Raw genomic sequence first — 13450 nt, 5'->3', positions numbered from 1 at the left:
CTTGAACGGTCGAAATGACGGGGCCGGGGCGACGCCGGTGGAGGCCGTTGGAACGTGCATCGCCCCGGTCACCATCAGCCGCCCCAGCGCATGGTTGCGCCAACCTTGACCGACAGGCCCGGCTCATAGACCGTGGTCGTCGTCGAGGCGTTGAGCGGATTTGCGTATTTGACATCGAACAGGTTGTCGATGCGGAAGTCGAGCCGGAAATTCTCGGTCGCCTGGTAGTTGGCGAAGAGGTTCACCAGCGTGTAGTCGTCGGCAAAGCTCGTGCCGCTGGGCGGCACATTGTGCTGCACCTCGCCGCCGAATGTCAGCCGCCCTTCATAGGCGCGCATGCCGAGCTGCGCCGTCACCTGGCTCGAAGGAATGGTGACGAGGTCCGCGCGCACGCCGTCCTGTTCGGTGAAGCCGTCGATGATCGACGCCGAAAGCCCGCCGAAGAAGCGTCCCTGGTCGTAGACGGCCTCGAACTCGAAACCGCTGATCTCTGCGGCGGCGAAGTTCTGGTACTGGAAGCAGATCGGGATCGCTCCGGGACCGGGAATGAACGGGCAGCCCGAGCCGGGGACGAAAGGCGACAGGTTCTGCCCCCCGATATAGTCCTCGATATCATTGTGGAAGTAGGCGGCCTTGATGCGCAGGCTGTCATGCCCGTCGAAGACGCCGTCACGACTGTAGTTGATGCCCGCTTCCCACGTCTTCGCCGTCTCCGGGCGAAGGTTCGGATTGGGCAGGAACGGAAACACCACGCCATTGGGATGCAATCCGCTGATCAGCGTCTCGGTGACGGTCGGCGAGCGGTAGCCCTCGGCATAAGTGCCGTAGAACTGCAGCCCCGCGAGCGCCTCAGTGTCGAAGGGCGAGACGCCCACCGTCAGGCGCGGCGACAGCCGGTCGCCGGAGCTTTCCGCATCGGTGCCGTCGAGGCCGTAGGTGTCGTAGCGCAGCGCGCCGATCACCTCGAGCCAGTCATAGGTCAGCTTGTTCTGCACATAGGCGCCGCCAACGTTGCGCTTGCCGGATGGCGTATAGACATCGCTGCCGCCCGCCGGGCTCGCGGTCGTCACGTCATCCTGCAGCCAGTCGCCGCCATAGGTCAGTTCGTGGTCGACGAGGCCGGTCGAAAACCGCGACGTGTTCCAGATGTCGATGCCGAGCGTGTCGAGGTCGTAGCTCGTCTGCGATCCGGCCGGAATGACGATCGGCAGGCCGGTAACGGACGAGAACTGGCGCGTGTCGGTCTTGAAGGTCTGGACGAGATCGGCGGCGTTGTAAGCGAGGTTGACGTTGAGATCGAGCCAGGTCTGGTCCGGGTCGGTGACGTTGTAGCGCGCCGTCCAGGTGTTCTGCTTAAGGTCGACGTCATAGGTGTCCGCGCCCTCGGTCCAGCCATTGTCGGCACCGGTCCAGCCGAGCTTCAGCGTCGAGAATTCGCTCGGCCGGATGGTGGACTTCAACAACCCGCTGAGAACGTCGAAGCCGGACCCCGCGACCCGGTCGCCGCCGCCATCCTTGTAGTCGCCGAAATCGCGCCAGACGACATTGCCGAGAACGTCGACGGCATCGTTGATCCGATAGGCCCCGACGGCGCTCGTCGTCCAGCCATTGCCGTTGCTCTCGTAGCGCCCGGTGGTGGAGACGGCATAGGTTTCGTCGTCGTCGAGGAAGTCCTCGGCGTCCTTGGTCTCGAAGAACACCACGCCGCCGATCGCGCCCGAGCCATAGGTGTTGGCCACCGGGCCGCGGATCACGTCGACCTGCTGGACGAGTTCGGGGTCGAGGAAGAACAGGCTCTGCGTTCCGTGGCCGGAGCGCTGGAAGTTCTGCCGCGCCCCGTCGACGATGACCGACACGCGCCCGAAATCCTGCAACCCGCGCACATTGATGCTGGAAGCCGCGCGCTTGGCGTCGGATTGCGCCGTGATACCAGGCACGCCGAACAGCAGCCCGCCCACCGTCGCTGGCTGGCGGCGCTCGATCTGCTCGCGGTCGATCCGGCTCACCGACGCCAGTTGGTCGATCGGGCTTTCGCCCGTCCGGCTGACGATGGTGATCTGGTCGAGCACGGTCACGCGTGCAAGCGCCTCCGACAGATCCGTCTCCTCCTGTGCCATGGCGGGCGAACCCGCCACCAATGCAACGCTGGCAAGCCACATTGCCCGCCTTGTCCGTCCCGTCGAGCTTGCGCCCCATGCCCCTGTGCCCGTCATCACCCACGCTCCTGATTCAATGATCTGGTTGCTGCTGGCTGGCGCTGGGCTCGCTGGCATGTCTCGAGCCGGAGAGAGGTCATTACCTGACCAATTCACTCCGGTATTGCGCTTCCCTATAAAACCTGATTATCACTGTCAAGAAATCGCAATCGAGATTTGTCCTGTCGCCCAGCCAGCCTTCAGCAAGCCCGGCGCGAAGAGGGGTTTGACACCGTGAATATGAGCAATTCACCAGACGCATTTGCTGAGCGTTCACGAACTGACTGGAAGCATGAGGAGGCGCGGTCCGAACCGCGTCACGTGCAGAGCCGCGACCTGTTCGAAGGGCGCACCGAAATCTGCATCGAGCATGAAGGCGCGGTCTATCGCCTCAAGATCACCCGCCAGGGCAAGCTGATCCTCAACAAATAGGTGCTCCATGACTGCTGTCGTCAAGCCGACGCCGCGGGAGATCCGCCAGGCGCGCGCCGACAATCCGAAGATGCGCGAGCGTGATCTCGCCGCGCAGCTCGGCATTTCCGAAGCCGAACTCGTCGCAGCTCAAGTGGGCGAGGGCGCAACCGCGATCGAACCGCGCGTGGACGACCTCCTCGCCGGCCTCGAAGCCATCGGCGAGGTCATGGCGCTGACCCGCAACGAAAGCGCGGTCCACGAGAAGATCGGCGTCTACGACAACGTCCATCCCGGGCCGCATGCGGCGATGGTGCTCGGCGGCGAGATCGATCTGCGCATCTTCCCGAAGGTCTGGGCCCACGGCTTTGCCGTCGAAAAGCGCGACGGCGACGAGATCCGCCGCAGCCTCCAGTTCTTCGACAAGACCGGCGACGCGGTCCACAAGATACATCTCCGCCCGTCCTCCAACCTCTACGCCTTTCACAAGCTCGTCGCGTCCCTCGCATCCGACGCGCAGTCGCAGGAACTCGACATCGCACCATCCGCGCCGGTCGCGTTCGTGCCCACCAGTGCCGACGGCAACGCCGTGCGCGACCGTTGGGCTGCGATGACCGATCCGCACGAATTCATCGGTCTCCTGCGTTCGCTGAAGCTGTCGCGCCGCGAGGCGGTCGGGCTGGTCGGCGACGATTTCGCCTGGCAGCTTGACGCAAGCGGCCTCCACGCCATGTTCAATCATGCCGTCGAGCAGGCTTTCCCGATCATGTGCTTCGTCGGCAATCGTGGCTGCATCCATATCCATTCGGGGCCGATCATGAACGTCAAGCCGATGGGACCGTGGATCAACGTCATGGACCCGACCTTCCACCTTCATCTGCGCGCCGACCACGTCGCCGAGCTGTGGGGTGTGCGCAAGCCGACGAAGGAGGGCCACGTCACCTCCATCGAGGCCTATGACGCGAAGGGCGAGCTCATCATCCAGTTCTTCGGCAAGCGCAAGGAAGGCGAGGACGAACGCGCCGACTGGCGCCTGATCGCGGAAAACCTGCCGCGCATCCCGCGTTCGAGCGCGGCCTGAACGAGGCGACTATGAGGATCACCATCTTGGGCCTTGCCGCAACGCTGGCGCTTTCCACGGCGGCGTTCGCGCAGGACGGCCCGCAGCGCATCGTCGCCATCGGTGGCTCGCTGACCGAGATCGTCTATGCGCTAGGCCAGCAGGACCGCCTCATCGCCCGCGACACCACCAGCGTCTTCCCGCAAGAAGCGCTGGAACTGCCTGATGTCGGCTACATGCGCGCGCTATCGCCCGAAGGCGTCCTGTCGGTCGATCCCGACCTGATCCTGACGCTTGAAGGCGCAGGCCCGCCCGAGGCGATGGACGTCATCCGCTCGGCAAGCGTACCCGTCGTCACCGTGCCGGAAAGCTTCGACCGCGAAGGCGTGCTCGCCAAGGTCGCTGCGGTCGGCGAAGCTTTAGGCGTCGAGGACGAAGCGGCCGAACTGGCAAAGCGCATCGATACCGATCTCCAGGCGGCCGAAGAGGACGCATCGGGCATCGACGACCCCGCCCGCGTGCTCTTCATCCTGTCGATGGAGGGCGGGCGCGTCATGGCATCCGGCACCGGCACCGCCGCCGACGGGATGATCCGCATTGCCGGCGGCGAAAACGCAATCACCGACTATCCGGGCTACAAGCAACTGACCGACGAAGCCATCGTCACCGCCGCCCCTGACGTCATCCTCCTGATGGATCGCGGCGGCAATCTCGACCCCGCGCCTGTCGACCTCTCCACGCAGCCCGCTCTGGCCGCGACGCCGGCAGGCGAATCCGGTCGCGTCATCCGCATGGACGGCGCCTATCTGCTCGGCTTCGGCCCGCGCACGGCGGACGCCGCAAAGGAACTGGCGGCGAAACTCCACGCCGAAGCCGATTGAGATGAGCGTGACACAAGAGGCGACATCCGCCATGCGCCGTGCAAGGCCGGCGGGCGACCGCTCGCACATCGCGCGGCTGACGATCCTGGGCCTCGCCGGCGCGCTCGTTTTCGTCTCGCTCTTCAGCCTGACGGCCGGCGCATCCGACGCCTCGGTGGTCGACCTCATCCGGGCCACTCTGTCGAGCGACATCGAGATTTCCGCGCGCGACCGCGTCATCATCTACGACATCCGCCTGCCGCGCGTCGCGCTCGGCATCCTCATCGGCGCGGCGCTTGCCGTGTCAGGCGCCGTCATGCAGGGCCTGTTCCGCAACCCGCTCGCCGATCCCGGCCTCGTCGGCGTCTCCGCCGGCGCCGGCCTCGGCGCCATCTCGATCATCGTTCTCGGCGGCACGACGCTCGGCCCCGTCGTCGCGCTTCTCGGCATCTACGCGCTGCCCTTCGCCGCCTTTCTCGGCGGCCTCGCGACGACGCTCCTGCTCTACAAGGTCGCCACGCGGCGCGGTCAGACCTCGGTCGCGACCATGCTTCTCGCCGGCATTGCGCTCGGCGCCATGGCCGGCGCCTTTTCCGGCGTCCTCGTTTATCTCGCCGACGACAACCAGCTCCGCGACCTGACCTTCTGGGGCCTCGGCTCGCTCGCCGGCGCGACATGGACCAAAATCCTCGCCGCCGGCCCGATCATCGTCCTCGCCCTCGTCGCATCGCCATTCCTCGCGCGCGGCCTCAACGCGCTCGCTCTGGGCGAGGGCGCCGCGCATCATCTCGGCGTGCCCGTCCAGCGTCTCAAAAACATCGCCATCGTCGCCGTCGCCGCCGCAACGGGTGCATCCGTGGCCGTTTCCGGCGGCATCGGCTTCGTCGGTATCGTCGTCCCGCACCTCCTGCGCCTGTCGATCGGCCCCGACCATCGCTACCTCCTGCCGGCCTCCGCGCTTCTCGGCGCAAGCCTCCTGCTTCTCGCAGACGCCGTCTCGCGCACCATCGTCGCGCCCGCCGAACTGCCGATCGGCATCGTCACGGCTGCCGTCGGCGCACCGTTCTTCCTCTGGATTTTGCTGCGCCGGCGCGGCGTGTTGGACTTGTGAGGCCGTGATGATCGAGACCCGCAACGTCAAGGTTTCGCTCGGTGGCCGGCCGATCTTGCATGGCATCGACTTCACCGCCATTGCCGGTGAAATCACCGCCATCGTCGGCCCGAACGGATCGGGAAAATCGACCTTTCTCAAGGCCTTGTCAGGCGATCTGGATTCAATGGGCGAGATCAGGATCGACGGCCGCGACCTCCGCTCGCTGAAGCCGTGGCAGGCCGCCGGCCTGCGCGCCGTCCTCCCGCAGGCAACGAGCCTGTCCTTCCCCTTCACCGTCCGCGAAATCGTCCGGCTCGGCCTGATGGGCGGTCGCTCCGGCGTTGCCGACCGCGATCTCGAAACGCTCCCCGACCGCGCTCTTTCGACCGTCGACCTCTCCGGTTTTGCCGGCCGTCACTATCAGGAACTTTCAGGCGGCGAGCAGCAGCGCGTGCAACTCGCCCGCGTTCTCTGTCAGGTCTGGGAGCCGGTGCTCGACGGACAAGCGCGCTACCTCTTCCTCGACGAGCCCGTCTCCAGCCTCGACATCAAGCACCAGCTCGTCATCATGAACGTCGCGCGCGATTACGCCCGCCGCGGCGGCGGCGTCATTGCCGTCCTGCACGATCTGAACCTGACGGCGATGTATGCCGACCGCATGATGATGCTGAACGAGGGCAGGGTCGCCGCTTTCGGCGCTCCGGCCGATCTTCTGACGGATGAACTGATCGAAACCGTCTTCGACTGCCGCCTGCGCGTCGGCGTCGCGCCTTTGGGAAACGTCCCCTTCGTCCTGCCGCAGTCGATCCGGGCTTAGGACGTCATCGAAAACCGAGACCTGGATTCCTGTGACAAGCACAGGAATGACGATGGCAGGAGTGTTTCCGCCATAGAGCGATGGTCGAAGGCCCGCTTAACCCTTGATGCCGTCATTCCTGTGCTCGTCACAGGAATCCAGGCCTCACCCCTGTGCCTCGCAAAACCTTCGCCCGATAGCTAGTTCGCCGCCACCCGCGGCAAGTCCACATCGATGCCGAGCAGCGAGCGCATGTTCGGCCGCGCTTTGACCAGATCCTCGATCGTATACCCCTCAAGCACCTCGAAGAAGGCGTTCAGCGCCTTGCGCAACGCTTCGTTGAGCGCGCAGGCATCGACCAGCGGGCACTCCGTCGCGTCCTTCTCGAAGCATTCGGCCATGGCGAAGCTGTCTTCCGTCACCCGCACGATGTCGAACAGCGTGATCTCGGTCGCCGCGCGTCCAAGCCGCACGCCGCCATTGCGCCCGCGAACCGTCTCGACCAGTCCGTGCTCGACCAGCGGCTGCAGGATCTTGAACAGGAACAGCTCCGAGACGCCATAAGCGCTCGCGATCTCGGGAATGCGGCTCAGCCGCCCGGGATTGGCCGCGCAATACATCAGGATACGCACTGCGTAATTCGTCTGGCGGGTCAGCCGCATGGCATGCCTTTCACGATTCCGTCGGTCGGCTTCCTATTGTCTATTCCTTAGAACGGTTCCAGACAAGCCGCAATGAAAAAACATGAGCGTAAATATCATCTTTAACGGCGCATGGCAGCCATGCTCACGCCGATTTGCCTTGAAATTCATGTTGCAACGCACAATATTCGGTAGGTCGAGTTGCTTCGACTTCAGGGGAGGAGCCCTTGAGGAGAGCGACGATATGCAAGACCTGAGAATCAACACCGAAATGCCCCTTGGCGTCATCCGCCAGCTCCGCCCGTCGGATCTGCCGAAGTTCCGCGAACATCTTCTCCGCCTCGATGTCGAAAGTCGCCGCGACCGTTTCAACGGTCCGTCGAACGACGCATTCGTCGCAGCCTATGCCGACCGCGCTTTTCGCGCCGGCACGACGGTGATCGGCTATGTCGAAGGTGACGAGGTGCTGGGCGCCGCCGAACTGCACGAGATAGAAGGCGAGGGCGAGCCGACCGGCGAGATCGCATTCTCGGTCGAGCAGGTTCTCCAGCATCGCGGCATCGGCAGCAAGCTGTTCCAGCGCCTGATCTGGCACGCCCACGCGCTCGGCTACACCCAGCTTCGCGTCACCACCCATCCGCAGAACCAGGCGATGAAGCGCCTTGCCTCCCGCTTTAATGCGCGGCTGCGTTTCGAGGGCGGCGAGACGGTGGGGCTGATCGAGCTCGAGCCTGCCGCCGAAATCTTCGCCCCACAGGTGATGCCTCAACCCCGACCTCTCGCCGCCTGATTGAAGGCACAAAAAAAGGCCCGGAAAAATCCGGGCCTTTTTTTATCGGTAATTGGTTCAGGCGGCCTTCTTGACCTGGTCCTGAACGACCTTGGCGTTGTCGGCCATCAGCGTCTTGGCCTGGTCGGCGCCGGAGCGGATGCGCTCCATGTTGGCGGCGGTCGCCTCGCGCACGTAATCGGCCTGGATCGTCAGCGCTTCACCGACCGAATTGGCATCGGCAAGCTTCTCGACGGTGGCGAAATAGTGCTGCGTGTTGGCAAGCGTCGCGTCGAGCATGGTGCGCGTCACGGCATCGAAGCTGCCGGCGAACGGACCGAAAACGGTCTTGCTCTGGTCGGCGAGCGAAGCGGCCTGGCGATGCAGTTCCTCGGCGCGCTGGGCAGCGGTCGCAGCCTGCGTGCGGAAGAAGTCGCGGGTGGCTTCGGGAACCTGGATCTTCGCGCCGACGTCGTCGAAAGCGCGGGTGAAACCGTCGAAATAGGAAGCAGCGGCCTGCTGGGTCTTGGTCTTGGTCATTTGAATCTCCATTCTCGTTAGGGAGCCATGGTCGAACCCCGCCCATTCGGCTCGAGGCGTGATGCGTATATAGATATGGAATTGTGCAATGCAACATAAAATGTGCGTGCGATGCAAAAAAGTATGAACCGAGACCATGCCCGAGCGCAGATTGCCGCGCTCGGCGACATCGAAAAGGCCCGCGCGCTGCGCCGAACCAAGGCCGTCGCAACGTCGGCACTGGTGGTCTGCGTCGCCGTGTTCCTCGCCGCCCGGGCATTCGTGGACGGCTATCCCGGCCTTGGCTATGTCGCCGCCTTCGCCGAAGCCGCCGCCATCGGCGGCATCGCCGACTGGTATGCGGTCGTGGCGCTGTTCCGCCGCCCGCTCGGCCTGCCGATCCCGCACACGGCGATCATTCCGGCCAACAAGGACCGCATCGCCAACAATCTCGGCCGTTTCATCGAATCCAATTTCCTTACTGAAAAGGCCGTCCACGCCAAGCTGCAGGAGGTCGACTTCGCCCGCCTCGTCGCCGATTGGCTGGGCGAGCGCCGCCATGCCGACGACCTCGCCGGCTTCGTCACCCGCATGACCCCGCAGGCACTCGCGGCGCTCGAAAACTCAAACCTCCGCGGCTTCCTCGGCAAGCGCGTCGTCGAGCGTCTGGACAAGATCGACATCGCCCCCGTCGCGGCCGAACTCCTCTCCGCCGTCACCGCCGAGCGCCGGCACCAGCGCCTCTTCGACGGCCTGATCCACGTCCTCGGGGGCATCCTCAACGACGAAAAGACGCTCGGTGTCATGCGCGAACGCGTCCGCGCCGAACTGCCGACGCTCGCCAACATCTTCCGCGCCGACGCCTATCTCCTCAACAAGATCGTCGCCTCCGCCGGCCGCCTGATGGAGGAGGCCGGCACCGATCCCGATCACCCGCTCCGTCAGGAATTCGACGCCTTCGCGCTGCGCTTCATCGAGGATCTGAAGACCGATCCCGCCTACGTCGCCCGCGCCGAGCGCATCAAGGCGAACCTGCTCGCCCGGCCCGAGCTCGCCACGCTCGCCGACGAGATCTGGAAGAACCTCGCGACATTCTTGCGGGAGGATGCCGAGAGCGACAATTCCATCATCCGCTCCCATCTCGCCTCGATGTTCATGGAAATCGGCCGCCGTCTCGCCGACGACCCGGACATCCGCGCCGACATGAATGCCGGCTTCGTCGTCGCGCTCGCTTCCTTCGTCGAAAAGCAGAAGTCCGGTGTTGCGATCTTCATCGCCGAGCAGGTCAAGGCCTGGGACATCGCCCAGACCACGCGTCTGATCGAACTCAACATCGGCCGCGATCTGCAATATATACGCTTCAATGGCATGATTATCGGTGGCCTCGCAGGCCTTGCCCTTCATATCGGCGAAGGGCTGATCTTCGGCTGATGCGCGCCTGCGCTTGACATTATATGCGCACTCGCATAGCAGACACCCCAACGCCGCGCCGCAATGCGCGGTGTTTCATTTGACGTGTCCCGTGGGCATCTTCATCGCATTGCGTGAGATGCCCTGTCAGGCTCCGAAAACGGGGGCCAGAGGAGGGCGCGTTTCCTTCGCCCGGTGCGTGAGCATCCGGGTGCAATTGTTTGAAAGGGAATGCGATGAGCAAGCGCCAATCCGCAAAGTACAAGCTCGACCGCCGTTTGGGCGAAAACATCTGGGGCCGTCCGAAGTCCCCGGTCAACAAGCGCGAATACGGCCCCGGCCAGCACGGCCAGCGCCGCAAGGGCAAGCTGTCCGACTTCGGCCTGCAGCTCCGCGCCAAGCAGAAGCTCAAGGGTCACTACGGCGACATCTCCGAGAAGCAGTTCCGCAAGACCTACGAGGAAGCCGACCGTCGCAAGGGCGATACGCCGGACAATCTGATCGGTCTGCTGGAGTCGCGCCTGGATGCGGTCGTGTACCGCGCCAAGTTCGCGCCGACGATCTTCGCCGCCCGTCAGTTCGTCAACCACGGCCACGTCAACGTCAACGGCCGCCGCACGAACATCGCTTCGTTCCGCTGCCGTCCGGGCGACGTGATCGAGGTGCGCGAGAAGTCGAAGCAGCTCGTGATCGTGCTCGAATCGGTGCAGCTCGCCGAGCGCGACGTGCCGGACTATGTCGAGGCCGATCACTCCAAGATGACCGCGACCTTCGTGCGCGCTCCTGGCCTGGCCGACGTTCCGTTCGCCGTCCAGATGGAACCGAACCTGGTCGTCGAGTTCTACTCGCGCTGATCAGTTTCGATCATCGAATTCGGATGGGCCGCGTTTCGACGCGGCCTTTCTTTTTGGCCCACGCTTTGGTCTAACGCGACGATGACGCTCCACCAGCCGCACGATGACGACGCGCAGTCCATTCCGCCCTTGATGGCGGATGCGCCGCGCTCGGTCGAGTTCAACAAGCTGCGCAAGCGCCTCCTGCGCTCCACCCGCCAGGCGCTCGACGATTTCGCGATGGTCAAACCGGGCGAGAAATGGCTCGTCGCGCTCTCCGGCGGCAAGGATTCCTACGGCCTTCTGGCAATCCTGCTCGATCTCCAGTGGCGCGGCATGCTCCCCGTCGAACTCCTCGCCTGCAATCTCGATCAGGGCCAGCCGAACTTCCCCAAGCACATCCTGCCCGACTACCTGTCGCGGCACGGCATCGCCCACCGCATCGAATATCGTGACACCTATTCCATCGTCACCGAAAAGGTGCCGGAAAACGCAACCTACTGCGCGCTCTGCTCGCGCCTTCGCCGCGGCAATCTCTACCGCGTCGCGCGGGAGGAGGGGTGTTCGGCGCTCGTCCTCGGCCATCACCGCGAGGACATTCTGGAGACGTTCTTCCTCAACCTCTTCCACGGCGCCCGCCTCGCCGCCATGCCGCCCAAGCTGCTGAACGACGACGGCGACCTGATGGTCCTGCGCCCGCTCTCCTATTGCGCCGAAGGCGATTTGGCGAAATTCGCCGAAGCCATGCGCTTCCCGATCATTCCATGCGACCTTTGCGGCAGCCAGGACGGCCTGCAGCGCAACGCGATGAAGGAGATGATCGCCGAAATGGAGCGCCGCATGCCCGGCCGCAAGGAAGCCATGATCCGTGCCCTCGCCAACGTCCGCCCATCGCACCTGCTCGACACCAAGCTGTTCGACTTCGCGTCTTTGGGAACTTTCGCTCAGGGCGCGTAACGCGCCGGATTGAGAGGCCTATCCGAGGCGTACCCCCACCCTCTATCCCTCCCCACAAGGGGGAGGGAGCCGCCATGGCCGAGCCTCATGCTCGAAACCGGGTACCTAGGTTCAAAAGGCAAACGTCACGCCGACGAATTCCCTCCCCCTTGTGGGGAGGGATAAAGGGTGGGGTCAGCGATTCGCCACCCGAACCGCCTACCGCCGAACCGGGGCCTCGTTCTGCGCCTGAAACAGCTTCCCCCGCTCCGCCAGCAGCACCATCCCCAGCGCACCGATCCCGGCGAAGAAATACCCTGCCGCCAGCGGCGTCACGGTCCCGTCGAAGGCCTGGCCGATCATGGCGCCCAAAATGCCCCCGCCCACCGTCTGCAGGAAGCCCTGCACCGACGAAGCCGTGCCGGCGACGTGTCCCAGCGGCTCCATGGCGAGCGAATTGAAGTTCGATCCGATCCACGAAAACTGCATCATCGCGAGAGCGAAAAGCACGGTGAACGCCCAGAGCGGTACGGTGCCGGTCAGCGACCAGAAGAAGCTGATCGCCGTCACGCCGATGAAACCGATCAGCGCGCCATGCGCGAGCTTGCGCATCCCGAGCCGGCCGACGAGGCGCGAGTTCAGATACGACGAAACCGCCATCAGTCCGGCGACGATAGCGAACAGCACCGGGAACCACGCACCGACGCCGTAGATGCCAATATAGACCTGCTGAGCCGAATTGATGAACCCGAACAGCGCTCCGAAAATGCAGGTGAAAGCCGCCGTGTAGCAGATCGACACGCGGTTGGTCAGCACGATCCGGAAGCCGTCGGCAATGGCGCGCACGGTAAACGGACGGCGGTATTCCGGCTTCAGCGTCTCGGGCAGTCGCATCGACGTCCAGACGAGCACCAGGGCCGACATCACGCCCATGAACAGGAAGATCATCGGCCAGTCGCCGAACAGCATGACGACCTGACCGACGCCCGGCGCGATCACCGGAACGATCATGAATACCATGAAGACGAGCGACATCACCTCGGCCATCGCGCGACCGCCGAAGATGTCGCGCACCAGCGATATCGCGATGACGCGCGTCGCCGCCGCGCCGAGCCCCTGCACGAAGCGCATCGCAAGCAGCGTCTCGAAGGAGGGCGCAAAGGCGCAGGCAAATGCCGCGCCGACATAGATGAACAACCCGACGATCAGCGGCGCGCGTCGCCCGAACCGATCGGAAAGCGGGCCGAACAGCAATTGCGCGAACCCGAAACCGGTCACATAGGCGGTAATGACGAATTGCCGGCGGTTCTCGTCGCTTTCGCCGAGGCTGGCGCCGATTTCCTGCAGGCCCGGCAGCATGATGTCGATCGCCAGCGCATTCAGCGCCATCAGCGCCGCGGCAAGTGCAATCAGCTCATTGCGGCCGAGCGGAAAGCTTGTCGGCAGAGCGACATGGGAGCGGGTTTGGTCCATGCGAATTGTTCCAGTGGTGCCGTCCAGACGAAAATGCGCCGGGCAAGGCCGGCGCATCGTCGGAACCTGAAATTGCTTGCGGCAGAAACGCCGCGGCGTCTGGTCTAGGCGGCGCCCTTGGCGGAGACGCCCTTTTCGCCGAGGAACGTCTGCAGTTCGCCGGCCTGGAACATCTCGCGGATGATGTCGCATCCGCCGACGAACTCGCCCTTCACGTAAAGCTGGGGAATCGTCGGCCAGTTGGAATATTCCTTGATACCCTGGCGCAATTCGTCCGAGGTCAGGATGTTGACGCCCTTGTAGTCGACGCCGAGATAATCGAGAATCTGGACGACCTGTCCCGAAAAGCCGCACTGCGGAAAGCCCGGCGTGCCCTTCATGAAGAGAACGACATCGTTGCTCTTCACTTCGCTGTCGATGAACTGATTGATCGCGGTCATGTCTTCAATCCCTG

14 protein-coding genes are annotated in these 13450 nt (G+C 64.2%); 9 read left to right on the top strand and 5 right to left on the bottom strand.

Going from position 1 to position 13450, the window contains the following annotated elements:
• Positions 1-74: 74 nt before the first annotated feature.
• Positions 75-2117, bottom strand: a complete 2043-nt coding sequence (locus ALII_RS0103390; RefSeq protein WP_244437279.1) for a TonB-dependent hemoglobin/transferrin/lactoferrin family receptor — start codon at positions 2115-2117, stop codon at positions 75-77.
• 318 nt (positions 2118-2435) lie between these two features.
• Here ALII_RS0103390 and ALII_RS0103385 point away from each other — a divergent pair, with 318 nt between their 5' ends.
• From ALII_RS0103385 to ALII_RS0103365, 5 genes are read left to right on the top strand one after another with little or no spacing between them, the layout of a single operon-like run.
• Positions 2436-2627 carry a hemin uptake protein HemP gene (locus ALII_RS0103385; RefSeq protein WP_024585928.1) on the top strand — a complete coding sequence of 64 codons (192 nt, stop codon included), beginning with the start codon at positions 2436-2438 and terminating at the stop codon, positions 2625-2627.
• Positions 2628-2634: 7 nt separating this feature from the next.
• Positions 2635-3687 (top strand): hemin-degrading factor, encoded by a 1053-nt coding sequence (locus tag ALII_RS0103380; protein ID WP_024585927.1) that lies wholly within the window; start codon positions 2635-2637, stop codon positions 3685-3687.
• Positions 3688-3698: 11 nt separating this feature from the next.
• Positions 3699-4547 carry an ABC transporter substrate-binding protein gene (locus ALII_RS0103375; RefSeq protein ID WP_029660159.1) on the top strand — a complete coding sequence of 283 codons (849 nt, stop codon included), beginning with the start codon at positions 3699-3701 and terminating at the stop codon, positions 4545-4547.
• A 1-nt stretch (position 4548) separates the two neighbouring features.
• Positions 4549-5637: an iron ABC transporter permease gene (locus ALII_RS0103370; RefSeq protein ID WP_024585925.1), complete on the top strand. Its 1089-nt coding sequence runs from the start codon at positions 4549-4551 to the stop codon at positions 5635-5637.
• A gap of 7 nt (positions 5638-5644) precedes the next feature.
• Positions 5645-6436 carry a heme ABC transporter ATP-binding protein gene (locus ALII_RS0103365; protein WP_024585924.1) on the top strand — a complete coding sequence of 264 codons (792 nt, stop codon included), beginning with the start codon at positions 5645-5647 and terminating at the stop codon, positions 6434-6436.
• Positions 6437-6615: 179 nt separating this feature from the next.
• Here the strand turns inward: ALII_RS0103365 and rirA are convergent, their stop codons facing one another.
• A complete protein-coding gene (gene rirA, locus ALII_RS0103360; protein WP_024585923.1) occupies positions 6616-7077 on the bottom strand; it encodes an iron-responsive transcriptional regulator RirA in 462 nt (153 codons plus the stop codon).
• 223 nt (positions 7078-7300) lie between these two features.
• On the opposite strand from rirA, the gene ALII_RS0103355 reads away from it, so the two are divergent.
• Positions 7301-7846: a GNAT family N-acetyltransferase gene (locus ALII_RS0103355; RefSeq protein WP_024585922.1), complete on the top strand. Its 546-nt coding sequence runs from the start codon at positions 7301-7303 to the stop codon at positions 7844-7846.
• Between the two features lie 57 nt (positions 7847-7903).
• Here ALII_RS0103355 and ALII_RS0103350 read toward each other — a convergent pair whose 3' ends face one another.
• Positions 7904-8365: a phasin family protein gene (locus ALII_RS0103350; RefSeq protein ID WP_024585921.1), complete on the bottom strand. Its 462-nt coding sequence runs from the start codon at positions 8363-8365 to the stop codon at positions 7904-7906.
• Between the two features lie 123 nt (positions 8366-8488).
• Between ALII_RS0103350 and ALII_RS0103345 the strand changes: the two genes are divergently transcribed.
• From ALII_RS0103345 to ttcA, 3 genes are all read left to right on the top strand, one after another.
• Positions 8489-9775 (top strand): DUF445 family protein, encoded by a 1287-nt coding sequence (locus ALII_RS0103345; RefSeq protein WP_152529513.1) that lies wholly within the window; start codon positions 8489-8491, stop codon positions 9773-9775.
• A 215-nt stretch (positions 9776-9990) separates the two neighbouring features.
• Positions 9991-10608: a 30S ribosomal protein S4 gene (gene rpsD, locus ALII_RS0103340; RefSeq protein WP_024585919.1), complete on the top strand. Its 618-nt coding sequence runs from the start codon at positions 9991-9993 to the stop codon at positions 10606-10608.
• A gap of 81 nt (positions 10609-10689) precedes the next feature.
• Complete coding sequence (gene ttcA / locus ALII_RS0103335; protein WP_024585918.1) at positions 10690-11544, top strand: tRNA 2-thiocytidine(32) synthetase TtcA; 855 nt, start codon at positions 10690-10692, stop codon at positions 11542-11544.
• 198 nt (positions 11545-11742) lie between these two features.
• On the opposite strand, the gene ALII_RS0103330 is transcribed toward ttcA, so the two are convergent.
• Positions 11743-12996, bottom strand: a complete 1254-nt coding sequence (locus ALII_RS0103330) for a multidrug effflux MFS transporter (protein ID WP_024585917.1) — start codon at positions 12994-12996, stop codon at positions 11743-11745.
• A gap of 104 nt (positions 12997-13100) precedes the next feature.
• On the bottom strand, positions 13101-13436 hold the full coding sequence (gene grxD, locus ALII_RS0103325) for a Grx4 family monothiol glutaredoxin (protein ID WP_024585916.1): 336 nt from the start codon (positions 13434-13436) through the stop codon (positions 13101-13103).
• Between the last annotated feature and the right edge of the window lie 14 nt (positions 13437-13450).

It is taken from the genome of Aliihoeflea sp. 2WW (assembly GCF_000497755.1).
In the GTDB taxonomy this organism is placed as follows: domain Bacteria; phylum Pseudomonadota; class Alphaproteobacteria; order Rhizobiales; family Rhizobiaceae; genus Aliihoeflea.
This window is presented reverse-complemented; position numbering and strand designations above follow the sequence as displayed.